This window comes from Streptomyces sp. NBC_00775 (assembly GCF_036347135.1).
Taxonomy (GTDB): Bacteria; Actinomycetota; Actinomycetes; order Streptomycetales; family Streptomycetaceae; genus Streptomyces; species Streptomyces lutosisoli.
In genome coordinates this window covers 5,999,538-6,022,882 of the sequence record NZ_CP108938.1, presented here as the reverse complement: position 1 = coordinate 6,022,882, position 23,345 = coordinate 5,999,538, and the positions used below count along the sequence as shown (strand labels likewise).

The 23,345-nt window shown below is 71.1% G+C and carries 19 protein-coding genes; 7 read left to right on the top strand and 12 right to left on the bottom strand.

Annotated elements, in window-relative coordinates:
- Positions 1–300: 300 nt before the first annotated feature.
- The 3 genes from OIC96_RS26930 (at position 301) to OIC96_RS26920 (ending at position 3,571) form a co-directional block, all read left to right on the top strand.
- The gene (locus OIC96_RS26930; protein ID WP_330305384.1) at positions 301–954 is read left to right on the top strand and encodes a bifunctional DNA primase/polymerase; all 654 of its coding nucleotides are present in this window, start codon (positions 301–303) and stop codon (positions 952–954) included.
- A gap of 113 nt (positions 955–1,067) precedes the next feature.
- On the top strand, positions 1,068–1,865 hold the full coding sequence (locus OIC96_RS26925) for an ABC transporter ATP-binding protein (protein ID WP_330305385.1): 798 nt from the start codon (positions 1,068–1,070) through the stop codon (positions 1,863–1,865).
- Positions 1,862–3,571: a transporter gene (locus OIC96_RS26920; RefSeq protein WP_330305386.1), complete on the top strand. Its 1,710-nt coding sequence runs from the start codon at positions 1,862–1,864 to the stop codon at positions 3,569–3,571. The genes OIC96_RS26925 and OIC96_RS26920 overlap by 4 nt, the downstream gene beginning before the upstream one ends.
- Before the next feature lie 68 nt (positions 3,572–3,639).
- Here the strand turns inward: OIC96_RS26920 and OIC96_RS26915 are convergent, their stop codons facing one another.
- Both OIC96_RS26915 and OIC96_RS26910 read right to left on the bottom strand, forming a co-directional pair.
- Positions 3,640–4,548, bottom strand: coding sequence for an alpha/beta fold hydrolase (locus OIC96_RS26915; protein WP_330305387.1), 909 nt, complete (start codon positions 4,546–4,548; stop codon positions 3,640–3,642).
- Positions 4,549–5,260: 712 nt separating this feature from the next.
- A complete protein-coding gene (locus OIC96_RS26910) occupies positions 5,261–5,953 on the bottom strand; it encodes a metal-dependent transcriptional regulator (RefSeq protein WP_330305388.1) in 693 nt (230 codons plus the stop codon).
- Between the two features lie 296 nt (positions 5,954–6,249).
- On the opposite strand from OIC96_RS26910, the gene OIC96_RS26905 reads away from it, so the two are divergent.
- On the top strand, positions 6,250–7,005 hold the full coding sequence (locus tag OIC96_RS26905) for an SIS domain-containing protein (protein WP_330305389.1): 756 nt from the start codon (positions 6,250–6,252) through the stop codon (positions 7,003–7,005).
- 50 nt (positions 7,006–7,055) lie between these two features.
- Here the strand turns inward: OIC96_RS26905 and OIC96_RS26900 are convergent, their stop codons facing one another.
- The gene (locus tag OIC96_RS26900) at positions 7,056–8,438 is read right to left on the bottom strand and encodes a PAS domain-containing protein (RefSeq protein ID WP_330305390.1); all 1,383 of its coding nucleotides are present in this window, start codon (positions 8,436–8,438) and stop codon (positions 7,056–7,058) included.
- A 116-nt stretch (positions 8,439–8,554) separates the two neighbouring features.
- On the opposite strand from OIC96_RS26900, the gene OIC96_RS26895 reads away from it, so the two are divergent.
- Together OIC96_RS26895 and OIC96_RS26890 are read left to right on the top strand one after the other, a co-directional pair.
- On the top strand, positions 8,555–9,256 hold the full coding sequence (locus tag OIC96_RS26895) for a nucleotidyltransferase family protein (RefSeq protein WP_330305391.1): 702 nt from the start codon (positions 8,555–8,557) through the stop codon (positions 9,254–9,256).
- Between the two features lie 500 nt (positions 9,257–9,756).
- A complete protein-coding gene (locus tag OIC96_RS26890; protein WP_330305392.1) occupies positions 9,757–10,785 on the top strand; it encodes an isopenicillin N synthase family dioxygenase in 1,029 nt (342 codons plus the stop codon).
- A 40-nt stretch (positions 10,786–10,825) separates the two neighbouring features.
- Here OIC96_RS26890 and OIC96_RS26885 read toward each other — a convergent pair whose 3' ends face one another.
- Complete coding sequence (locus OIC96_RS26885) at positions 10,826–11,926, bottom strand: citrate synthase 2 (protein WP_330305393.1); 1,101 nt, start codon at positions 11,924–11,926, stop codon at positions 10,826–10,828.
- Positions 11,927–12,446: 520 nt separating this feature from the next.
- On the opposite strand from OIC96_RS26885, the gene pdxH reads away from it, so the two are divergent.
- Complete coding sequence (gene pdxH / locus OIC96_RS26880; protein ID WP_330310160.1) at positions 12,447–13,085, top strand: pyridoxamine 5'-phosphate oxidase; 639 nt, start codon at positions 12,447–12,449, stop codon at positions 13,083–13,085.
- Between the two features lie 51 nt (positions 13,086–13,136).
- Here the strand turns inward: pdxH and OIC96_RS26875 are convergent, their stop codons facing one another.
- The 8 genes from OIC96_RS26875 to OIC96_RS26840 form a co-directional block, all read right to left on the bottom strand.
- Positions 13,137–13,763, bottom strand: coding sequence for a TetR/AcrR family transcriptional regulator (locus OIC96_RS26875; protein ID WP_330305394.1), 627 nt, complete (start codon positions 13,761–13,763; stop codon positions 13,137–13,139).
- Entirely contained in the window at positions 13,751–14,485 is a 735-nt protein-coding gene (locus tag OIC96_RS26870; protein ID WP_330305395.1) for an enoyl-CoA hydratase family protein, read from the bottom strand. The genes OIC96_RS26875 and OIC96_RS26870 overlap by 13 nt, the downstream gene beginning before the upstream one ends.
- Positions 14,482–16,047 carry a 4-coumarate--CoA ligase family protein gene (locus OIC96_RS26865; RefSeq protein ID WP_330305396.1) on the bottom strand — a complete coding sequence of 522 codons (1,566 nt, stop codon included), beginning with the start codon at positions 16,045–16,047 and terminating at the stop codon, positions 14,482–14,484. Before OIC96_RS26865 ends, OIC96_RS26870 begins: the two co-directional genes overlap by 4 nt.
- 45 nt (positions 16,048–16,092) lie before the next feature.
- Complete coding sequence (locus OIC96_RS26860; protein WP_330305397.1) at positions 16,093–17,253, bottom strand: acyl-CoA dehydrogenase family protein; 1,161 nt, start codon at positions 17,251–17,253, stop codon at positions 16,093–16,095.
- 69 nt (positions 17,254–17,322) lie between these two features.
- Entirely contained in the window at positions 17,323–19,179 is a 1,857-nt protein-coding gene (locus tag OIC96_RS26855; protein WP_330305398.1) for an ATP-binding protein, read from the bottom strand.
- Between the two features lie 10 nt (positions 19,180–19,189).
- Positions 19,190–20,788, bottom strand: a complete 1,599-nt coding sequence (locus OIC96_RS26850) for an acyl-CoA carboxylase subunit beta (protein WP_330305399.1) — start codon at positions 20,786–20,788, stop codon at positions 19,190–19,192.
- A complete protein-coding gene (locus tag OIC96_RS26845) occupies positions 20,785–22,488 on the bottom strand; it encodes an acyclic terpene utilization AtuA family protein (protein ID WP_330305400.1) in 1,704 nt (567 codons plus the stop codon). Before OIC96_RS26845 ends, OIC96_RS26850 begins: the two co-directional genes overlap by 4 nt.
- Positions 22,485–23,318 carry a TIGR03084 family metal-binding protein gene (locus tag OIC96_RS26840; protein ID WP_330310161.1) on the bottom strand — a complete coding sequence of 278 codons (834 nt, stop codon included), beginning with the start codon at positions 23,316–23,318 and terminating at the stop codon, positions 22,485–22,487. The genes OIC96_RS26845 and OIC96_RS26840 overlap by 4 nt, the downstream gene beginning before the upstream one ends.
- Between the last annotated feature and the right edge of the window lie 27 nt (positions 23,319–23,345).

The following is a 23,345-nucleotide window of genomic DNA, read 5'->3' as shown; positions in this document are numbered from 1 at the left end:
CCCCCTGTGGCTGCGGTGCCTGCCCACGCACCGAGTTGACGTGTCTTCACCGGCCAACCGCACCGAAAGAAGTCGGCCATGAAGATCAATGCCCCGCAGAGATGCCGAAGATGCGAGACATGTGAGGATTGCCGGGGTAAAGGCGGTTGCCCAACCCCTCCCCTGGTTACCCACACCCCGCTGTCGTTGCCCATGCGCGCCCCCACACGTGCATCCATGCGCCCCACGTGAGGAATCGATGCACCTCCCCCGCGCGCGTGTCCCCCGTAACCCGAGGTAGACCCGGGAGTTGAGTTCAGCGTGGAAGAGACCATCGCAGGCACCGAGACCGCACATATCCCCAAGCAGCGCGGCGAATCGCTGCAGGACACCGCCGTGCGCTATGCCGAGGAGCGCCACTGGGACGTGTTCCCCGGCACCTGGCTGGAAGCCGTCGACGGGGTGCAGCGCTGCTCCTGCGGCGAGCCCGCGTGCGCCGCGCCCGGCGCGCATCCGGCGCGCGAGGACTGGGCGACACAGGCGACGGGCAGCGCGACCGTCGCGCGCCGGATGTGGTCGAAGCAGCCGTCGGCGTCGATCCTGCTGCCCACGGGGCGGACGTTCGACGCCATCGATGTGCCGGAGACGGCCGGGTTTCTCGCGCTCGCCCGCATGGAGCGGATGGAACTGACGCTCGGTCCGGTGACCTGCACGCCGGACCGGCGCATGCACTTCTTCGTACTGCCCGGTGCGGCGGCGAAGGTTCCGGATCTGGTACGGAAGTTGGGGTGGCCGCCCGCTTCCCTCGACCTGGTCGCCCTGGGCGAGAGCTCGTACGTGGCCGCCCCGCCGACTCGGTTCGGATCCCGAGGTGCCGTGCAGTGGGCGTGCCGTCCGACGCACGCGAATCGGTGGCTGCCGGATGCGGAGGAGTTGATCTCGCCGCTTGCCTATGCGTGTGGGCGGGAGCGGTAGCTTCGCGGTACGTCCTGCCTCGTTCGGTTCGTTGGCGGGTGCGGGTTGTGTGTGGTTGCTCGCGCAGTTCCCCGCGCCCCTAAAAGCAGGGGGCTCCCCCTTAGGGTGCCTATATGGCTGAAGGAGCTAAGGACCATCGGGTGCCCGCCGTACGTGTGCGGGGGCTCTGGAAGCGGTTCGGGGAGCAGGTCGCCGTCGCCGGGATCGATCTGGAGTTGCCCGCGGGGCAGTTCATCGGGCTCGTCGGGCCGAACGGGGCGGGGAAGACCACCACGCTGTCGATGGTGACCGGGCTGCTCAGGCCCGATCAGGGCACCGTCGAGGTCGTGGGCCACGACGTGTGGCGCGACCCGGTGGAGGTGAAGGCGCGCATCGGCGTCCTGCCCGAGGGGCTGCGGCTCTTCGAACGGCTGTCGGGGCGCGAACTGCTGGCGTACACCGGCCGGTTGCGCGGTCTGCCCGGCGCCGAGGTCGACAAGCGCGCCACCCAGCTCCTCGACGTCCTCGACCTCGCGGGCGCCCAGCACAAACTCGTCGTCGACTACTCGACGGGCATGCGCAAGAAGATCGGCCTGGCCTGCGCCCTCCTCCACAACCCCGAAGTCCTCTTCCTCGACGAGCCGTTCGAGGGCGTCGACCCGGTCTCCGCGCAGACCATCCGAGGCGTCCTGGAGCGGTACACGGGATCGGGCGCCACGGTCGTCTTCTCCTCCCATGTGATGGAGCTGGTCGAGTCGCTGTGCGACTGGGTCGCCGTCATGGCCGCGGGGCGCATCCGCGCGCACGGCCCGCTCGCGGATGTACGCGGTAGCGCCCCCTCGCTCCAACACGCCTTCCTGGAACTGGTCGGCGCGAACGCGCGCTCCGCCGGGACCGATCTCGACTGGCTGGGCGGCGGGGCCGCCCGATGAGCCCGCACGCGAGCGTGAACACGGGCACAGGCGCCGGTTCGGGCGCCGAACCGGGCACGGGCGCGGGGTCGGACACGGGCGCCGGCTCGACGGCCACAGCCGCCCCCCGCACTTCCACCGCGTCGATCACCCCCGTCGTCGTACGGCTGAAACTGTCGCTCCTGCGCAACGGGCTGCGGCAGTCGGCCGGACGGCGGGCCGCGTACGTCACCTCCGTCGTCCTCGTCCTCCTCTTCGCCGCTCTCCAGCTGATCGGCCTGATCGCGCTGCGCGGCAACGCGCACGCCACCGCCGTCGCCGTACTCCTGGTGGCGATTCTGGCGCTCGGCTGGGCCGTGATGCCGCTGTTCTTCCCCAGCGGCGACGAGACGCTCGACCCGACGCGCCTGGTGATGCTGCCGCTGCGCCCGCGTCCGCTCGTCCGGGCGCTGCTCGTGGCCTCGCTGGTCGGCATCGGGCCGCTGTTCACCCTGTGCCTGCTCGTCGGTTCGGTCATCTCCGTGGCGCACGGCGCGGCGGCGTACGTCACCGCCGTCGTCGCCGTGGCCGTGGCCCTGCTCGTCTCCGTGGCCCTCGCACGGGCCGTCGCGGCCGCCAACATCCGGCTGCTGTCCAGCCGCAAGGGCCGCGACCTGGCGGTGCTCAGCGGCCTGGTGATCGCGGTCGGCGCGCAGCTCGTGAACTTCGGGGCGCAGCGGCTCGGTGCGGCGGGCGGCCTGTCGCAGCTCGACCCGGTGGCGGACGTCCTGCGCTGGGTGCCGCCCGCGTCGGCGATCGGCGCGGTGGATTCGGTGAGCGAGGGGTCGTACGCGGTCGGGGTCGTCCAACTGGCGTTGAGTGTGGCCGCATTGGTGGGGTTGCTGGCGCTGTGGTCCCGGCACCTCACCCGGCTGATGACCTCGCCGGACGGGTCGACGTTGCAGGCGGCGGAGCCCGCGGCGCGGGAGAGGGGTTCGTCGGGGCTCGGCCGGCTGCTGCCGTCCGGGCGCACCGGGACCGTCATGGAGCGCAGCCTGCGGTATGTGTGGCGCGACCCGAAGACCAAGGCGGCGTGGGTGACGTCGCTGGCCATCGGGCTGATCGTGCCCGTGTTCAACGCCCTGCAGGGCACCGGGTCGATCTACTTCGCGTGCTTCGCGGCGGGGATGCTCGGGATCCAGATGTACAACCAGTTCGGGCAGGACACGTCCGCGTTCTGGATCGTCGCGATGACGATCTCGTCCACGCGCGACGCGTACGTCGAACTGCGCGGGCGGGCGCTCGCCCTGCTGGTGATCACCCTGCCGTACGCGACCCTCGTGACCGTCCTGACGACCGCGATGCTCGGCGACTGGCCCCGGCTGCCCGAGGTGCTCGGCCTCTCCTTCGCGCTGCTCGGCGCGATGCTGGCGACCGGCGCCTGGACGTCGGCCCGCTTCCCGTACTCGATCCCGCAGGAGGGCTACAAGAACGTGGCCCCCGGGCAGGCGGGCCTCGCCTGGATCGCCGTCTTCGGCGGCATGGTCTCGGCGGCGCTGCTGGCCGCCCCCGTCATCGCCCTCACGATCTGGCTGAACGTGAGCCGGGACGGGGACGAGTGGACGTGGCTGCTGCTGCCGCTGGGCGCCGGGTACGGGGCCCTGATCACGGTGGCCGGGCTGCGGCTTGCGGCGCCGCGGACGGCCCGGCGGCTGCCGGAGATCCTGGCGGCGGTCAGCAAGGGCTGAGAAGCGTCGCAGGAGCCGCAGGAGCCGGTCTCAGGAACCGCGAGAGTCGCAGGACACGAGCTCAGGGGTCAGGGGGTCAGGACTCCGTCGAGAAACGGCTCGATGGCCGCGCGCCACGCCTCCGGCTGGTCGTAGTGCACGAGGTGGCCGGCATCGGCCACCTCCGCGTACTGGCCGCGCGGCAGGACGCGGACCATCTCCTGGGACTCGGCGCGGCCCAGCTCGCCGTCCAGGCCCCGGACGACCAGGGCGGGGCAGCGGACCTGCGCGAGCTCCTCCCAGTGGGCGTCGTACACCCAGGTCTGGCGGGACTTGAGCATCTGCTCGGGTTCGAAGACCGGACGCCAGCCGTCCGGCGACTCGTGCATCACCTCGGCGTAGAACTCGCCGCGGGACGGGTTCGGGCGCTCCACCCAGGGGTCGTCCTCGCCGAACCACTTCCGTACGTCGGCGAGCGTGGCGAAGGGGACGGGCCAGGCCTTGAACCAGTCCTCCCACTCGCGCTGCGACGCGGCCCCTAACGCGGATGCCCGCATGTCGCAGATGATCAGGCCGTGCACGAGATCGGGGCGCTTGGCGGCGAGCTGCCAGGCGGTCAGCGCGCCCATGGCGTGGCCGATGAGGACAGCCGGGGCGAGGCCGAGCTGTTCGAGAGCGGCCTCGGCGTCCTCGACGTAGGCCTCGCGCGTGTACTCCGCCTCCGGCGCCTTGTCGCTCTGGCCGTGGCCGCGCTGGTCGAGGGCGACGGCTCGGTGCCGCTCGGAGAGCCAGCGGGCGGTGGACGCCCAGTGCGAGGCGCGGCCCATGAGGCCGTGCAGCAACAGCACTCCAGGGGCCTCCGCGGCCTCACCGGTCCGCTCCACCCTGTCCAGCCCGTCCAGCCTGTCCAGCCCGAGGCCCGCCTTGGGAGGATCGGCGAACTCCCAGGCAGCCAGGCGTACGCCGCCCGCTCCCGTCACGTCGATGCGCCGCACCATCGGTAATGGCACCCCCCTAGCTCGCTCGGACCGGCTCGCTCCCGCTCGAACCGGCCGGTCCACTCGTACCGCTTCCTACCGCTGCTCCTGCTGGTGTGCTGCTCTACGTGTACCCCTGCTACGCCGCCAATTTATCGAATGGGGTTTCGAAAATGGCCTTCCTGGCTGCAACACCCCTCGTTCGAGTGACCACGCTCAGGGATTGACCGCCGCCGCCGAGGGGAGATCTTCAGCGGGAGGCGGACCGCTCGGGGAAAACGGTCCGAGGGGAATGACCCTGAGAGCTCGGGGCTCCGGGTCAGCACAGGGGAGGACAGGCCCCGGCGCCATCTGGCGCCGGGGCCCTCTCCACATCTACGGCACATCCTCCCCGCCCCCTCCCCGACCGCACGACATCGCTGTCGGACACGGTCAAGAGCCTTCAGGTCATATGCCTCTCGCGACAGCCTCGCACGCAAATGGTCCCGGCGCTGCGATTCCGCACACTGAATCTTGTGTTTCGGTGAGGTCGAAAAAACGACACAACTGCCTCCGCTGTCGCGGGAGTTGACACGCCCGGCGCGGGGTGCTCGGCGTGCGCCCGGGAGCCGACCTGAGGGGTCAGCGGATGCCGGCCCCCTCGGTCGGCGCCCGGGAGCTGCCCCTCGCGGGTGCCGGAAGTCAGTGACCCCGCGGGCGCCGCCGCCACTCGGCGACACCCCTGCGGGTACCGCTAGCGCTTGGCGACGAACACATGGGAGGCGATGTCCGCCTCCAGCTCCGCGGCCTCGCCCCCGCTGCCCACGAGGACCCCGCCGGCCGACTCGGTCACACTCACCACGGAGCCGGGCTGCACGCCCGCCCGCCGCAGCGTGTACATCAGCTGCGCGTCCGTCTGAATCGGCTCGCCGATACGCCGTACGACCACGGTCTTGCCGTCGAGACCCGGGTCCAGCTCGGCCAGCGACACCATGCCCTCATCCAGGAACGGGTCCGCGCCGTCCTTCTCACCGAGCTCTTCGAGCCCCGGGATCGGATTCCCGTACGGCGACTCGGTCGGGTGGCGCAGCAGCTCCAGCACCCGCCGCTCCACCGCCTCACTCATCACGTGCTCCCAGCGACACGCCTCGGCGTGCACCTGCTCCCACTCCAGACCGATCACGTCGACGAGCAGGCACTCCGCGAGGCGGTGCTTGCGCATGACACGGGTGGCCAGCCGCCGCCCTTCCTCGGTGAACTCCAGGTGCCGGTCGCTGGCGACCGCTACGAGGCCGTCGCGCTCCATCCGCGCCACCGTCTGGCTGACCGTCGGCCCGCTCTGGTCGAGCCGCTCCGCGATCCGGGCGCGCATGGGGACCACGCCTTCCTCCTCCAGCTCGAGGATGGTGCGGAGATACATCTCCGTGGTGTCGATCAGTCCGGACATACGTGCCCCTCGATTAGCTCTGCCGGAGACTCGATGGTCCACCGGCGTGTGCGCTGGCCCTGAACTCAATTCTGACGCATACCACTGACAACCGTGCCTCGCCGGTGAAACCACGCGGTAACGGCTGCCTCCGCGGCTGCACGGGCACCGGGGCTCGGCCGGGGCGGATGCGAACGGCGCCCCGCGCCCAGTGTCACCCTTGCGGGCCGTATTGACAGGGCACTGGTCCAGACCGCAACGTGATCCGCGACACCACGCCGACCCGACTCCGACGCGACTTCTAAGGGGCTTCGCCGATGAGCGACAGCAAGCTGGCCGGGCAGTTCTTCGACGCCGCGATCGGCCTGTTGCAGCGGGTTCGTGACGAGGACGCCGAGGACATCGAGGCGGCCGGCACCCTGATCGCCGACACCGTCGCCGAAGGCGGCCGGCTCTTCGCCTTCGGCGCCGGACACTCCTCGCTCGCCGCGCAGGACATCGTCTACCGCGCGGGCGGCCTCGCCCTGATGAACCTGCTCGCCGTACCGGGCGTCGTCGGCGTCGACGTCATGCCCGCGACGCTCGGCTCCGCCCTGGAGCGGGTGAACGGCCTCGCGAGCGCCGTCCTGGACTCCAGCCCGGTCCGCTCCGGCGACGTACTCGTGATCATCTCGCTCTCCGGCCGCAACGCGCTCCCCGTCGAAATGGCCATGAACGCCCGCGCGCTGGGCCTGAAGGTCATCGGCGTCACCTCGGTCGCCTACACCTCCGAGACGAAGTCCCGGCATGTCTCGGGCACCTACCTGAAGGACCACTGCGACATCGTCCTCGACTCGAAGATCGCGGTCGGCGACGCGGAACTCACCATCGACGCGATCGAGGCCCCCTTCGCCCCCGCCTCCACCGTCGTCACCACGGCCCTCCTCCAGGCCGTCATGGCCACGGCGGCGGGCGCCCTGGCCGACCGGGGCATCGAACCGCCGCTCCTGCGCTCGGGCAACGTCGACGGCGGCCACGAGTGGAACGGCCGCGTGATGACGGAGTACGGGGACCGGATCTTCTACCGGCGCTGAGCCGGATCACTCGGACAGTCAGACAGTCAGTCAGTGGGGCAGGTCCCGCCTCAGGACCGCCCCACCACCCCTTCCAGATCCAGCGCCATCGCGATCCGTACGGCCACATCCTCCGCGTACGTCGCGTCCGCCCGCTCGAACTGGCTGCGCCCCGCCCCCCGCAGAAACGTCACGACGCCCAGCGTCCGCCCCCGGCTGCGCAGCACCGCGCACAGGGCGTGCACCGAGTCCTGCGGCCACTGGCGCGCCACGGCCCACTCCCGCGCCTGTTCGGCATCGGCGGCGCCCGCGCTGGCCCGTACGGACCCGGCGCGCTCCACGCACTGCACCGCGGGGTGCCCGTCCCCGTAGCGCACGGGCAGCCCGGCCTTCCCGGTGAGCACACTCGGCCCCGGCGCCCCGGCCGGCGTGGCGGCGGCCCGTACGAGCCGCACAGGCCCCTCGCCGTCTCCCACCGAACCCCCCGCCACACGGTCGAGCAGCGCATGATCCGCGAACCCGGCGAGCGAGAAGTCGAGGTGAACCGTGGCGGCCTCACCCGGGTCCTCGTACTCGGCCGCGGCCCGTGCCGCCCGGTGCAGCTGATTGGCCCGGAACCGCAGCAGCGCCGCCTCCTGCTCGGTCTGCTTGGACTCGGTCACATCCTGGAAGAGCCACCCGACACCCAGCGGAACCGGTTCCTCCGTCAGCGGCGAGGCGAGCCGCAGGAACCCACTCCGCCAGCACCGCCGCTTCTCGCCCTCCGGCGTCCGCACACTCACCCACATCTCGGCCGGCGCGGGCGGCGCACCCTCGGCCAGCACATGGGTCAGCGCGCTCTCCAGCTCCTCCACGCCCTGCGAAAGCAGGTCTCCGAGAGGCCGCCCGAGCACGGCCGTACGCCCCGTCCCGAGCGCCCGGGCCGCGTGAGCGTTGACGACGGCGGGCCGCAGGTCGGCATCCACCAGCACCACACCCCAGCTGGCGTCCTCGAACAACGCCTCGCTCAGCGCGATGGACCGCTCGAGATCGATCTGGGCATGCACCTCGCTGAAGGCGCAGTACACCCCGGCGGGCTTGCCGTCGGGACCGCGCACGGCGGCCGACTGAGTCCGCACCAGCACCCGCCCGCCGTCCTTGGTGAGGAGGGCGAACTCATGCACCTGCCGCCCGGGCGCCTGCATGACGGACAACAGCCGCCCTTCCACTTCCTCCGCGTCCGCGGTCCGCACGGCCCACCCGGCGAACCCGCGCCGCCCCACGGCCTCGGCCGCGGTCCACCCCAGAATCCGCTCGGCCTCCCGATTCCAATGGGTCACGACACCATCGGCATCAAAAGCACACAGCGCCGCGTCCATCCCGTCCAACAGCGCGGCAAGCAGATCCGAACCATCCCGCTCGGGCTCATCCGGCCCCAGCTCATCGGTGGTCCCACTACGCCGGGAAGCACTCACCTGGACCCCCTGCAGGCTGCGTCCGCGTGTACGGCGCGACAGTTCGCTCACTCGTCATCATTCAACTCGAACGTGACCCAGCCCACACCAGGTTCCCCAAAGTTTGGACGAAATCGTTGTACGCCGGAATCCCGCCCCGCCCGCCCCAGCAGACCCCCTCACCGATCGCCCGCCTCCCCCTGGACGCCCAGCTCAGCGCCCTCCGCACGACGCTCTCCCACAACGACATACTCCTGAAAATCCTCGAACGCTCCGCCACCCTGAACCTCCCCCACTGGTACCTCACCGCCGGCTGCCTCTTCCAGACCGTCTGGAACGTCGTCACCGGCCGGCCCCCCGCCCACGCCATCAAGGACTACGACCTCTTCTACTTCGACGCCACGGACCTCTCCTGGGAAGCCGAGGACGCGGCGATCCGCGCCGGCCGCGAGGCCTTCTCCGACCTCCCGGCAGACGTCGAGATCCGCAACGAGGCCCGCGTCCACCTCTGGTACGAGCGGAAATTCGGCGTCCCCTGCCCGCCCCACGACTCCGTGGAGTCAGCGATCGACTCCTTCGCGTCGACGACGTGCTGCCTGGGGGTGCGACTGGAGCCGGACGGCCAGTGGCGGGTCTACGCGCCGCATGGGCTGGCCGACGTCTTCAACCTGGTGGTGCGGCCCAATCCGGTACTGGCGCCTCGGGAGGCGTACGAGACGAAGACGGCGCGGTGGCGGGAGGCGTGGCCGGAGTTGCGGGTCATGTCATGGCCCCGACCTGCGCGGCGCGACCCTCTTCCCCGCCCTCGCGAAGCTTTCGAAAAAGCGGTTGATCCGTGACCGATCGGTTCCTAGGGTGTGGTGCACACGAGAGAGGAGGTGGTTCGGCAGATGTATGCAAACCGGACGCGTGAGGTGGCTGCGGGCTAGCGGCCCGTCACCACATCCAGTGCGGTGCCGGACCAGCGCGTGATACGAGCGTGCACCCGGCCCAATCTCCAGCAGTCACCCGACCCGCGGGCTCGCCGGTACGTCCGGCCGGCTCCCTGCCGTGAGGCGAGGGAACCCGAGCTCGCGGGTCGTCTGCGTTTTCGCGGGGGGAGTGCACGGAGTGTGAGGTGGGGCACAGGCGGATCAGGTGGACCGCAGTACTCTTGCTCCATGCTTCCGATGCTCGTTCGACGCCGGCACGTGGATTACGTGCGCGTCACGAGCATGGGCTGTCGGCGCTCTGCCTGACCCAGCCCCCTTTCTGCTCTGAATCTCTTCCACTTGGCACCCGTGGCCCCGCCCCACCCCTGGCGGCTGCCCGGGCACCCGTACACCCTGCGGACGCACTCATGACGACGAACACGTCTTCCTCCCCGTACCAGCAGCTTCCGATCATTGATCTCTCCGCGGTCGACCGCGGTCCCCAGGCCCGTGCCCTGCTGCACGCGCAGTTGCACAGTGCCGCCCATGACGTGGGGTTCTTCCAGCTTGTCGGGCATGGGGTGAGCGAGGGTGAGACCGCTGCCCTGCTGCGGGCCATGCACCGGTTCTTCGCGCTTTCCGAGGCCGATCGGCTCGCGATCGACAACGTCAACTCGCCGCATTTCCGCGGGTACACGCGTACGGGAGACGAGCGGACGGGTGGGAGCCGGGACTGGCGGGATCAGCTGGACATCGGGGCTGAGCGGCCTGCTCGGATACCCGGGGCGGGTGAGCCCGCCTATTGGTGGCTGGAGGGGCCGAACCAGTGGCCGGCCGCGCTGCCGGAGCTGCGGGTCGCGGCGCTGGCGTGGGTCGAGCGGCTCAGTTCGGTCGCGGCGCGGCTGTTGCGTGAGCTGCTGGCCGCCATCGGGGCGCCCGCCGATTTCTATGAGCCCGTCTTCGGCTCGCGGGCCCATCCGCATCTGAAGCTGGTGCGGTATCCGGGGAGCGCGGGTGACGGCGCCGATCAGGGTGTCGGTGCGCACAAGGACTACGGGTTTCTGACGCTGCTGCTCCAGGATCAGGTCGGGGGGCTTCAGGTGCAGCGGGAGGACGGGCTGTTCCATGATGTGCCGCCGCTGCCGGGGGCCTTCGTGGTCAACCTGGGTGAGCTGCTGGAGGTGGCCACCAATGGGTACTTGGTGGCGACGAATCACCGGGTGGTGAGTCCGCCGGGGGCCACGGAGCGGTTCTCGGTGCCCTTCTTCTACAACCCGCGGCTTGACGCCCGGGTCGAGCCGTTGCCCTTCCCGCACGCCTCCGCCGCGCCCGGGGTCACGGACGATCCGGCGAATCCGCTGTTCGCCGAGTACGGGTTCAATGAGCTGAAGGGCAAGCTGCGGGCGCATCCGCTGGTCGCCGCCCGTCATCACGCGGAGTTGCTCACGCCCGCGTGATGACCGGCGTACGACGGGGATGACGGCGGGGATGTGGCCGTCAGTGCGCGATGTCCCCGTAGCCCACGATGTCCTGGGGGCTGCGGGAGCCGGGGCCGATGTAGCGGGCGGAGGGGCGTACGAGGCGGCCCGTGCGCTTCTGTTCCAGGATGTGCGCGGACCAGCCGGCGGTGCGGGCGCAGGTGAACATCGAGGTGAACATGTGGGCCGGGACCTCGGCGAAGTCGAGGACGATGGCGGCCCAGAACTCGACGTTCGTCGCGAGGACGCGGTCCGGGCGGCGGGCGTGGAGTTCGGCGAGTGCGGCCTTCTCCAGGGCTTCGGCGATCTCGAAGCGGGGGGCGCCGAGTTCGCGGGCGGTGCGGCGGAGCACTCGCGCGCGCGGGTCCTCGGCGCGGTACACCCGGTGGCCGAAGCCCATGAGGCGTTCGCCCTTGTCGAGGGCCTGCCTGACGTAGGCGTCGGCGTCTCCGGTGCGTTCGATCTCCTCGATCATGCCGAGGACGCGGGAGGGTGCGCCGCCGTGCAGGGGGCCGGACATGGCTCCCACGGCGCCGGAGAGGGCGGCGGCGACGTCGGCGCCCGTGGACGCGATCACGCGCGCCGTGAAGGTGGAGGCGTTCATGCCGTGTTCCGCGGCCGATGTCCAGTAGGCGTCCACGGCCGCCACGTGCTTGGGGTCGGGTTCGCCGCGCCAGCGGATCATGAAGCGTTCGACGACGGACTGGGCCTTGTCGATCTCGCTCTGCGGGACCATGGCCCGGCCTTGGCCGCGGGCGGACTGGGCGACGTAGGAGAGGGCCATGACGGCGGCGCGGGCGAGGTCCTCGCGGGCCTGCTTCTCGTCGATGTCGAGGAGGGGTTTGAGGCCCCAGACGGGGGCGAGCATGGCGAGTGCGGACTGGACGTCGACGCGGATGTCGCCGGAGTGGACGGGGATCGGGAACGGTTCGGCGGGCGGCAGGCCGGGGTTGAAGGCGCCGTCGACGAGGAGTCCCCAGACGTTGCCGAAGGAGACGTGGCCGACCAGATCCTCGATGTCGACGCCCCGGTACCGGAGTGCGCCGCCCTCCTTATCCGGTTCGGCGATCTCCGTCTCGAACGCGACGACTCCTTCGAGTCCGGGTACGAAGTCGGACATCAGGCGGCTCCTCGTGATGTGTGCGACAGATGGTGTTGTGGGGGCGTACATGACGTACGTGGTGTTCGTGACCATGTGCCAGGCGTGGGTGACGGTCGACGTTCGTCCGTCCGTGCCGGTCCGGTTCCACGGTCGTTTTCGAAGGCTCTCGAAGGCTCCAGGAAGCTGTTCGAAGAGTCCTCACCGACTCGCGGTCCGAAGCGGTCACCCCGGTGATGCCCCGTGCGGCTGGCGGTCACCCAACCGGAACGGCAGCAGCACGATATCCCTGAGTGCCACCTTTGGGGAGAGTGCGCGGCACTCAGTGCCACTCAGTGATGAAGCACACGCCCGTCGGAGGCGAGCTGCGCGGGGCAATCGGGGGCAGCGCGCACAGGGCGGTCGGGGGCGAGGGCGCATACGGCAGGATGACCGCGTGACCGACCGCTTCCCGGATGAATCCGCCGCCGAGCCCCTCGTCCAGCGCGCAGCCGAGGCAGCCGAGGACGACGCCGAAGAATTCGCCGCCGACCCCGCCGCGATGCGTGCGCACTATCGCGCCGAGGGTCTGGACGAGGCGGACCTCGCCCCGCACCCGATGGACCAGTTCGCCCGCTGGTTCAACCAGGCGGCGCAGGCCGCGATGCACGGTTTCGTGCACGAGCCGAACGCGATGGTCGTCGCCACGGCGGACGCCGAGGGCCGGCCGAGCTCACGCACGGTGCTGCTGAAGCAGTACGACGAGCAGGGCTTCGTCTTCTACACCAACTACGACTCGCGCAAGGCCCGCGAGCTGGCCGAGAACCCGTACATCTCGCTGCTCTTCCCGTGGCATCCGATGGCCCGCCAGGTCATCGTCACCGGCACGGCCCGGCGCACCGGACGCGACGAGACCGCCGCGTACTTCCGCACCCGCCCGCACGGCTCCCAGCTCGGTGCCTGGGCCAGCGCCCAGTCCTCGGTCATCCACTCCCGCGACGAGCTGGATGCCTCCTACGCGGAGTTGAGCGCCCGCTACCCGGAGGGCGAGCAGGTCCCCGTCCCGCCGAACTGGGGTGGTTTCCGGATCGCCCCGCAGTCGGTGGAGTTCTGGCAGGGGCGCGAAAACCGTCTCCACGACCGCCTCCGGTACGTGGCGGAGCCGGACGGCAGCTGGCGGGTGGAGCGGCTCAGCCCCTGAGCCCGGCCGGCCCCTGAGTCCGGCCGGCGACCCGGCTCAGCACGACCCGTCTCAGCCGAGCGCCTCTTCCATCAGCGCCCCCCACTGCTCCACCACGCGCTCGCGTCGCCCTCCGTCGTCGGTGAGGAGGTTGGCGAGGCCCAGACCGCGCGCCATGTCCAGCAGGCCCTGGACGGTTTCGCGTACGCCCGACCGGGATTCGTCGGCGGCGAGGAGGTCGACCGCTATGCGGTGGGTCTCGCGGCCGACGCGGGCCTCGAGTTCGGTGACGCGGGGGCGGAGCTGTTCCTCGTTGGAAGCGGCGACCCAGAGGTGGAGGGCGGCGCGGAAGAGGGGGCCGGTGTAGAGGTCGACGAGGGCGGCGACGACGACGCGGCGGTCGGCGGCGCCGTCGGGGAAGAGGGCGCGCAGGGCGGTGGAGCGTTCCTCGGCGACGTATTCGACGGCCGCGGTGAAGAGGTCCTCGCGGGTCGGGAAGTGGTGCTGGGCGGCGCCCCGGGAGACGCCGGCGCGTTCGGCGACGACGGAGACCGTGGAGCCCGCCCAGCCGTGTTCGGCGAGGCAGGACACGGCGGCCGCCAGGAGCCGCTGCCGGGTGGCCCGGCTGCGGTCCTGTTTGGGGACATGCGGAAGGCGTGCGCCGTTCGGCGCGTTCTCCGGAGCGCTCACACCACCCATGCGGGATCCCGTCGTTCGAGGAAGGCGGTCATCCCCTCGCGGGCCTGCGCGGAGGAGAACAGCCGGGCCGAGAGCGCGGTCAGGTCGGCCGCGTCCCGGTCGAAGGTTTCCAGCACCTTAGCCGTGAGCAGCTGTTTCGTCTCGGCGAGGCCCTGGGGGGAGGCGCGGCGCAGACCGTCGAGGACGGGGGCGAGTACGGCGTCGACGTCGTCGCCGGTGGCCGTCAGGAGCCCGGTGCGGACCGCCTCCGCGGCGTCGAAGCGTTCGCCGGTGAGGTAGTAGCGGGCGAGGGCGCGGGGGTCGGTGCGGGGCAGCAGGGGGAGGGAGATGACGGCGGGCGCGACGCCGATGCGTACCTCCGTGAAGGCGAAAGTGGCCTCTGTGGAGGCGGCCGCGATGTCGCAGGCGCCGAGCAGGCCGAGTCCGCCCGCCCGCACGTGTCCGGTCACCCGGGCCAGCACGGGTTTGCGCAGCTCGATGATCTGCCGCAGCAGTCCGACGAGGGCGTCCGGGTGCGGCGGGTCGCGCAGGTCGGCGCCCGCGCAGAATGTGTTCCCGGTGTGGGTGAGGACGATCGCGCGTACGTCGCTGTCCTTGCCGCACCGGGTGAGGCCGTCCGCGAGTTCGCCCACGAGCACGGCCGAGAGTGCGTTGCGGTTGTCGGGCGAGTCGAGGGTGAGGGTGGTGACGGCGCGTTCGTGCGCCCTGTGGACAACGGTCACGACAGGCCTCGCAGTTCCCGGCGCAGGATCTTCCCGGAGGCCGCCCGGGGGATGCCGTCGATGAAGGTGACCCGGCGGACCCTCTTGTACGGGGCGACGCGTTCGGCGACGTACATCATGACCTCTCCTTCGGAGAGGTCGGTCGCGGACGGCCGGCGGACCACGTAGGCGTGGGGGACTTCGTTGTTGTCGTCGTTGTAGACCCCTACGACGGCGGCGTCGGCGATGGCGGGGTGGGTGAGCAGCAGGGCCTCCAGTTCGGCGGGGGCGACCTGGAAGCCCTTGTACTTGATGAGTTCCTTGACGCGGTCGACGACGAACAGCCAGCCGTCGGCGTCCGTGTAGCCGACGTCTCCGGTGTGCAGCCAGCCGTCCTTGTCGATCATCGCGGCGGTGGCGTCGGGGCGGCCGAGGTAGCCCTTCATGACCTGGGGGCCGCGGATGGCTATCTCGCCGGCCTCGCCGACGCCCAGGTGTGTGTCGGGGTCGTCGAGGGAGACGATGCGCATCTCGGTGCCCGGTACGAGCTTGCCGACCGTCCCTGGAGGCGCGTTCCCGGCGTCCAGGGGGACGAGGTGGGTGCAGGGCGACAGTTCCGTCATGCCGTAGCCCTGGCCGATGGGCGGCAGTCCGAGGCGCTGTGCGCAGGCGACGGCGAGCTTGGCGTCCAGGGGTGCGGCGGAGGAAATGATGTACTTCAGGGACGACAGGTCGTACTGCGCGACGGCGGGGTGCTTGGCGAGCGCGAGGACGATCGGCGGGGCCACGAAGAGGCCGCTGATGTGGTGTTTCTGGATGGCCGCGAGGAAGGTGTCGAGGTCGAACCGGGGCAGTACGACGACGGTGGCGCCCTGCCTGAGGGGCGCGTTCATCAGGGCCGTCAGCCCGTAGATGTGGAAGAAGGGCAGCACGGCGAGGATGCGGTCGCCTTGGCCCATCGGCAGCAGGGGCGAGAGCTGCGCGAGGTTGGTGGCTATGGACCGGTGGGTGAGCATCACGCCCTTGGGGACGCCGGTGGTGCCCGAGGAGTACGGGAGGGCGGCGACGTCCGTCACGGGGTCGATGTCGATCCGCGGTTCGGGCGCGGTGGTGCCGAGCAGGTCGACCAGCGAACGATGCCCGGGCGCGCTGTCGCAGACGAAGATCTCCCGTATGCCGCCCACCAGTTCGGCGGCGTGGCGTGCCGTGTCCAGGAGGGGTGAGACGGTCACGATCCAGCTCGCGCCGGAGTCCCGCAGCTGCTTGGCGAACTCCTCGGGCGTGGCGAGCGGGTGCACGGTGGTGACCGAGGCCCCCGCGCGCGTGGCCGCGTAGAACGCCGTCGGGAAGGCGATGGTGTTCGGGCTGTGCAGGGCCAGTACGTCGCCCTTGCGGACGCCCGTTTCGGCGAACGCGGCGGCCAGCCGGCGGTGGAACACGTCCAGTTGGCCGTAGGTGAGCGTGGTCCCGTCGACGCCGTCGATGAGCGCGGGTGTGTCGCCGCGCTCGGCGGCGCGGCCGAGGACGGCCTCGTGGATGGGTTCCTCGACGGCCGGGGCATCTGCGTACTCGCTGCGGAACACGGTTCCTCCTAGTACGGCGTTGTACAACCTTGTACGGCGTACGGCCTAGTAGGACTTGGGCAGGCCCAAGGTCTGGTGGGAGACGTAGTTGAGAATCATCTCCCTGCTGACCGGTGCGATACGAGACACGCGCGACGCCGTAATCAGGGAAGCGAGGCCGAACTCACGGGTGAGGCCGTTGCCGCCGAGGGTGTGCACGGCCTGGTCGACGGCCTTCACGCAGGCCTCGGCGGCCGCGTATTTGGCCATGTTGGCGGCCTCTCCGGCCGCGACGTCGTCCCCCGAGTCGTACAGGAACGCCGCCTTCTGCATCATCAGGCGGGCGAGTTCGAGCTCGATGTGGGCCTGCGCGAGGGGGTGGGCGACGGCCTGGTGGGCGCCGATGGGCGCCTTCCAGACGGTGCGTTCACGCGCGTACTCGACGGCCCTGTTCAGCGCGTAGCGGCCCATGCCGATCGCGAACGCGGCCGTCATGACGCGCTCGGGGTTGAGCCCGGCGAAGAGCTGGAGCAGGCCCGCGTCCTCGTCGCCGACGAGGGCGTCGGCGGGCAGCCGTACGTCGTCGAGAGCGAGCTCGAACTGCTTCTCCGCGCCGTGCAGTTCCATGTCGATGCGGCGCCGCTCGAAACCGTCGGCGTCGCGCGGGACGATGAACAGACAGGGCTTGAGGCTGCCCGTCCTCGCGTCCTCCGTGCGGCCGACGATGAGTGTCGCGTCGGCGATGTCGACACCGGAGATGAACACCTTGCGGCCGGTGAGGAGCCAGGTGTCGCCGTCGCGGCGGGCCGTGGTGGTGATCCGGTGCGAGTTGGAGCCCGCGTCGGGCTCCGTGATGCCGAAGGCCATGGTGCGGGTGCCGTCGGCCAGGCCAGGGAGCCATTGCCGCTTCTGGGACTCGGTGCCGAAGCGGGCGATGACCGTGCCGCAGATCGCGGGCGACACGACCATCATCAGCAGCGGGCAGCCTGCGGCGCCCAGCTCCTCCAGGACGATGGAGAGTTCGGCTATGCCGCCGCCTCCACCGCCGTATGCCTCTGGCAGGTTGACGCCGAGGTAGCCGAGCTTGGCCGCCTCGGACCAGAGTTCGTCGGGGTGGGCTTCTTCGGCGACGACCTTGGTGAGGTATTCGCGGCCGTAGCGTTTGCCCAGGGCGGCTACTGCGGAACGGAGTGCCTTGTGCTCTTCGGTCTCTGTGACGGGGCTCAATTGGGGGCCTCCTGCTGAGTACGGAAAGTGCGGCTTGTACGTGGCTGGGCGCGCAGTTCCCCGCGCCCCTTACGGGGCGCGGTCGTCCTCCACCACGGCCAGCAAGGTCCCGACCTCCACCTGTTGGCCCGGAGTCGCGTGCAAGGCCGTGAGCGTGCCTGTCGCGGGCGCGGAGATCTTGTGCTCCATCTTCATCGCCTCCAGCCACAGCAGGGGCTGTCCGGCCCGTACAGCGGCTCCCGCGGTCAGGCCCTCCGCCACCCGGACCACGGTGCCGGGCATCGGTGCGAGCAGTGAGCCGGGGGCGTGATGCGTGGCCGGATCGGGGAAGCGGGGCAGTGCGGTGAGGGTGGTGGTGTTCACGAAGATCTGGTCGTCGTATCGCGTGACCTCGAACGTCCGCCGCACGCCCGCCACTTCGAGGACGACACGGCGGGCGTCGGCGTGCACCACGCGCACCCCATGGGCCTCGGCGCTCAGGCCCTCGCGGGTGTGCTGGTAGTGGGCCTCGTGCTCCTCCCCCGCCATGAAGTAGCGCTTGATCTGCGGCTGGGAGGGGAGGTTCCGCCAGCCGCCGCCGAACCGCGAGCGGCCGTGCGCGTCCGCGAGGGCGGCCGCCAGGGGTGCGTACGGGTCCGGGAGGACCGTCGTGAGCTCGGGCAGGTGGCGGTCGTAGAACCCGGTGTCCATGCAGGCGCGGGCGAACTCCGGGTGCCTCAGGGACCGTACGAGCAGGTCCCTGTTGGTGACCGGGCCGTGGATCTCGGCGCGCTCCAGGGCCGCGCTCAGCTTGCGGAGGGCCTGCGCGCGCGTGGGGGCGTGGGCGCAGGCCTTGGCGAGCATCGGGTCGTAGTGGATGCCGATGGGGTCGCCGTCGGTGTAGCCGGTGTCGAGGCGGATGCCGTCCGGGACGGTGAGGCGGTGCAGGGTGCCGGTCTGCGGGGCCCACGCGCGTGCCGGGTCCTCGGCGTACAGGCGGGCCTCGATCGCGTGGCCGCGCGCGCGTGGGGGGTCGTTGTCGAGCGGCTCGCCCTCGGCGACACGGATCTGGAGGGCCACGAGGTCGATGCCGAAGACGGCTTCCGTGACGGGGTGTTCGACCTGGAGGCGGGTGTTCATCTCCAGGAAGTGGGCCTTGCCGTCGGCGACCAGGAACTCGACCGTCCCGGCGCCCACGTAGTCGACGGCTCGGGCGGCGCGTACGGACAGGTCGTGGAGGGTTTCCGTGAGGTCGCCGAGGCCGGGCGCCGGGGCCTCCTCGATGACCTTCTGGTGGCGGCGCTGGAGGGAGCAGTCGCGGGTGCCGAGCGCCCACACGGTGCCGTGCGTGTCGGCGAGGATCTGCACCTCGACGTGCCGGCCGCCCTCTACGTAGGGCTCGACGAAGACCTCGCCGTCACCGAAGGCGCTGAGGGCCTCGGCGCGGGCGGCCGTCAACTCGGCGTCCAGGTCGGCGAGTTCCCGGACGACGCGCATGCCGCGTCCGCCGCCGCCCGCGGCCGCCTTGACGAGGACCGGGAGGTCGTCGGCGGTGACCGTCTCCAGGGGTGCGAGGCCCATCAGCTTCTTGGCGCGCGTCTTGGAGGCCATCGCCTCGATCGCCTCGGGCGGCGGGCCGATCCAGACGAGGCCCGCGTCGAGGACGGCCCGCGCGAAGCCGGCGTTCTCGGAGAGGAAGCCGTACCCGGGGTGCACGGCGTCCGCGCCGGCGCTCAGGGCCGCCTTCACGATCAGATCGCCGCGCAGATACGTCTCCGCGGGCGCCGCGCCCGGCAGCCGTACCGCCGCGTCGGCCACGCGCGCGTGGAGGGCGTTTTCGTCGGCGTCCGAGTACACGGCGACCGTTCGGATCCCCAACTCACCGCAGGTGCGGAAGACACGGCAGGCGATCTCGCCCCGGTTGGCCACAAGGATTGAGCTGATCACTGAGGAGACCTCACATCCGGAAGACGCCGAAGCCACCGCGCGCGCCCTCGTAGGGCGCCGTGTGGATCGCGGACAGGCACAGGCCGAGAACGGTGCGGGTGTCGCGCGGGTCGATGACCCCGTCGTCATACAGCCGCCCGGACAGGAACATCGGCAGCGACTCGGACTCGATCTGCTGCTCGACCATGGCGCGCAGCGCCGCGTCCGCGTCGTCGTCGTACGGCTGCCCCTTCGCCGCCGCCGACTGCCGGGCGACGATCGACAGGACGCCCGCGAGCTGCTGGGGGCCCATGACGGCCGACTTGGCGCTGGGCCAGGCGAACAGGAAGCGCGGGTCGTACGCGCGCCCGCACATGCCGTAGTGACCGGCTCCGTAGGAGGCGCCCATCAGGACGGACAGGTGCGGGACCCGTGAGTTGCTCACCGCGTTGATCATCATGGCGCCGTGCTTGATGATGCCGCCCTGCTCGTACTCCTTGCCGACCATGTAGCCGGTGGTGTTGTGCAGGAAGAGCAGTGGGATGTCGCGCTGGTTGGCGAGCTGGATGAACTGGGCGGCCTTCTGGGACTCGGCGCTGAAGAGCACGCCCTGGGCGTTGGCGAGGATGCCGACGGGGTAGCCGTGGAGCGTCGCCCAGCCGGTCGTCAGGCTCGTCCCGTAGAGGGGCTTGAACTCGTCGAAGTCGGAGGCGTCGACGATGCGGGCGATGACCTCGCGCGGGTCGAAGGGGTGCTTCAGGTCGCCGGGGACGATCCCCAGGAGCTCGTCCTCGTCGTACTTGGGAGGGACCGCCGGGCCCGGATCGCTGTACGCCTTGCGGTGGTTGAGGCGGGCGACCACGCGCCGGGCCTGCCGGAGGGCGTCCTGCTCGTCGACGGCGAAGTAGTCCGCGAGACCCGACACGCGCGCGTGCATCTCGGCGCCGCCCAGGGACTCGTCGTCGCTCTCCTCGCCGGTGGCCATCTTCACCAGCGGCGGCCCGCCCAGGAAGACCTTGGCCCGCTCCTTGACCATGATCACGTGGTCGGACATGCCGGGGACGTACGCGCCTCCGGCGGTGGAGTTCCCGAAGACGACCGCCACGGTGGGGATTCCGGCCGCGGACAGCCGGGTGAGGTCGCGGAAGATCGCGCCCCCGGGGATGAAGATCTCCTTCTGGGACGGCAGATCGGCGCCGCCGGACTCGACGAGGCTGATGCAGGGCAGCCGGTTGGCGAGCGCGATGTCATTGGCCCGCAGGGCCTTCTTCAGGCTCCAGGGGTTGCTGGCACCGCCGCGCACGGTCGGGTCGTTCGCCGTGATCAGGCACTCCACGCCCTCGACGACCCCGATCCCGGTGACCAGCGAGGCGCCGACCGCGTACTCGCTGCCGTACGCGGCCAGCGGCGACAGCTCCAGGAAGGGGGTGTCGGGGTCGAGGAGCAGCTCGATCCGCTCCCGGGCGAGCAGCTTGCCGCGCTTCCGGTGCCGGGCGACGTACTTCTCGCCGCCGCCCGCGAGCGCCTTGGCGTGCTCGGTGTCCAGCTCGGCGAGCTTGGTGAGCATGGCTTCGCGGTGGGCGGTGTAGTCGGGGCCGCTGATGTCGAGCGCGGAGGAAAGGACGGTCACAGGAGGCTCTCCGGTATGTCCAGGTGACGGGAGCGGAGCCATTCGCCGAGGGCCTTGGCCTGGGGGTCGAAACGGGCCTGGGAGGCGACGCCCTCGCCGAGGATTCCTTCGACGACGAAGTTGAGGGCGCGGAGGTTGGGCAGTACGTGCCGGACGACTTTCAGAGGGCGGCTTTCCGGCACCAGACGCTGAAATCTGTCCGTGGTCAGGTGATGGGCCAGCCACCGCCACGCGTCATCCGTGCGCGCCCAGACCCCGACATTGGCGTTCCCGCCCTTGTCACCGCTGCGGGCGCCGGCGACAAGGCCGAGAGGCGCACGGCGGGTCGGTCCGGTCAGAGGCAACGGCTCGGGCAACGGCGGTTCTTCCGGCGTCTCCAGTACGCGGGTGTCTTCGACCGGAGCCACAGGCACCCGGCGCCCGTCATGGAGGACCGCGACATGGTCGACGGCGCCATGGGGGACGTACACATCCTCGAAGACCCCATAAGGCGAGCCCGTCCCAGGGGGCGCCATGACATGGAATCCGGGGTAGCTCGCCAGCGCCAGTTCGACGGCGGCTCCGCTCAGCGCACGGCCGACCGCGTTCTGGTCCGCGTCCCGTACGACGAGCCGGAGCAGTGCGCTCGCGGTCTCCTCGGTGGGGGCGTCGGGGTGGTCGGTGCGGGCGAGATCCCACCGCACCTCCGCCGGGCGGGACTTGGCGGTGGCGAGTGCGGTGTCCAACTGGTCGCGTACGAGGGCGGCCTTGCGCTCGATGTCGAGTCCTGTCAGGACGAACACGACCTCGTTGCGGAAGCCCCCGAGCCGGTTGAGGCCGACCTTGAGGGTGGGCGGCGGGGCCTCACCGCGCACTCCCTCGATCCGGACCCGGTCGGGGCCCTCCTGGGTCAGCCGGACCGAGTCGAGCCGGGCGGTGACGTCGGGGCCCGCGTACCGGGCGCCCTGCGTCTCGTACAGGAGCTGCGCGGTGACCGTGCCGACGTCGACGAGGCCGCCGGTGCCGACGTGTTTGGTGATGACGCTCGTGCCGTCCTCGTGGAGTTCGGCGAGCGGGAAGCCGGGGTGGCGGAGGAGGGCCGGGTCGTGGTCGGCGAAGAAGGCGTAGTTGCCGCCGGTGGCCTGGGTGCCGCACTCCAGGACGTGCCCGGCGACGACAGCGCCCGCGAGCCGGTCGTGGTCCCCCGGTCCCCAGCCGAAGTGGGCGACGGCGGGCCCGGTGACGAGTGCCGCGTCCGTGACCCGCCCCGTGACGACGATGTCCGCACCCTCGCGCAGACACGCGGCGATGCCGGCGCCGCCGAGGTAGGCGTGCGCGGCGAGACTCCCCGGGTACCGGTGCGTCAGGTCGTCGCCCTCGACATGGGCGACGCGCACCGGGATGCCGAGCCTGTCCGCCAACTCCCGCACGGCGTCGGCGAGTCCGGCCGGGTTGAGGCCGCCCGCGTTCGCGACGACGCGTACGCCGCGCTCGTGCGCGAGGCCGAGGCACTCCTCCAGTTGGCCCAGGAAGGTCTTGGCGTACCCGCGCTTCGGGTCCTTCAGCTTGTCGCGGCCCAGGATGAGCATCGTCAGCTCGGCGAGATAGTCGCCGGTGAGGACGTCCAGCGGACCGCCGGTGAGCATCTCGCGCAGGGCGTCGAAGCGGTCGCCGTAGAAGCCGGAGGCGTTGCCGATGCGCAGCGGTCGTACGGCGGTCACGGCCCGGTCCCCTTCGGGTCCCGCGGCTCCCGCGGCTCGTGTCCAGGCTCCTTCGGCGCGCGTCCGCCCCCCGGCGGGCCCGCGAAGGCCTGGGCGATGTCCAGCCACCGATCGGCGTCGGGGCCCTGTGCCCGTAGGGCCAGGTCGGCGCGGTGCGCCCGTTGGGTCACCAGCAGGCAGAAGTCGAGGGCCGGGCCGGTGACGCGCTGGGCGGCGTCCGCCGGGCCGTACGTCCACAACTCGCCGGACGGAGCCACAAGTTCCACGCGGAACTCCTCGCCGGGCACGGTGAGCCCTCGTACCCCGAAGGCGAAGTCACGGGCCCGCACCCCGATGCGCGCCACATGCTTCAGCCGGTCCGTGGGTGCACGCATCACACCCAACGCATCGGCCACGTCCTGTCCATGGGCCCAGGTCTCCATAAGACGGCCGGTGGCCATAGAGGCGACCGACATGGGTGGGCCGTACCAGGGAAACCGCGTTCCCGTGGGTGCCGCGCGCAGGGCCTCCTCCAGGGCGGCCCGCCCCGACCGCCACGCGGCGAGCAGTCGGGCCGGCGGCAGCGCGGCGCCCTCCTCCGCGCCCTCGTCCACGAATCCGTCCGGCGCGGCGAGCGCCTTCTCGACCTCCTTGGCGAAGGCCTCCGCGTCGGTCACGGCGAGCAGCGCGGCGCGGTCGGTCCAGGCGAGATGGGCGATCTGGTGGGCGATGGTCCACCCGGGAGCGGGCGTGGCGACCGCCCACCGCCCCTCCCCCAACTCCCCTACCAGCCGGTCGAGTTCCTCACTCTCCCGGCACAGATCGTCGATCACGGACGACGGGTCGGACACCATGCGCTCCCCTCGGGGCACGACGTT

Coding starts and splice junctions, on each gene's coding strand:
- OIC96_RS26925 (WP_330305385.1), top strand. CDS start 1,068: ATGGCTGAAGGAGCTAAGGACCATCGGGTGCCCGCCGTACGTGTGCGG.
- OIC96_RS26920 (WP_330305386.1), top strand. CDS start 1,862: ATGAGCCCGCACGCGAGCGTGAACACGGGCACAGGCGCCGGTTCGGGC.
- OIC96_RS26915 (WP_330305387.1), bottom strand. CDS start 4,548: ATGGTGCGGCGCATCGACGTGACGGGAGCGGGCGGCGTACGCCTGGCT.
- OIC96_RS26910 (WP_330305388.1), bottom strand. CDS start 5,953: ATGTCCGGACTGATCGACACCACGGAGATGTATCTCCGCACCATCCTC.
- OIC96_RS26905 (WP_330305389.1), top strand. CDS start 6,250: ATGAGCGACAGCAAGCTGGCCGGGCAGTTCTTCGACGCCGCGATCGGC.
- OIC96_RS26890 (WP_330305392.1), top strand. CDS start 9,757: ATGACGACGAACACGTCTTCCTCCCCGTACCAGCAGCTTCCGATCATT.
- OIC96_RS26885 (WP_330305393.1), bottom strand. CDS start 11,926: ATGTCCGACTTCGTACCCGGACTCGAAGGAGTCGTCGCGTTCGAGACG.
- pdxH (WP_330310160.1), top strand. CDS start 12,447: ATGCGTGCGCACTATCGCGCCGAGGGTCTGGACGAGGCGGACCTCGCC.
- OIC96_RS26875 (WP_330305394.1), bottom strand. CDS start 13,763: ATGGGTGGTGTGAGCGCTCCGGAGAACGCGCCGAACGGCGCACGCCTT.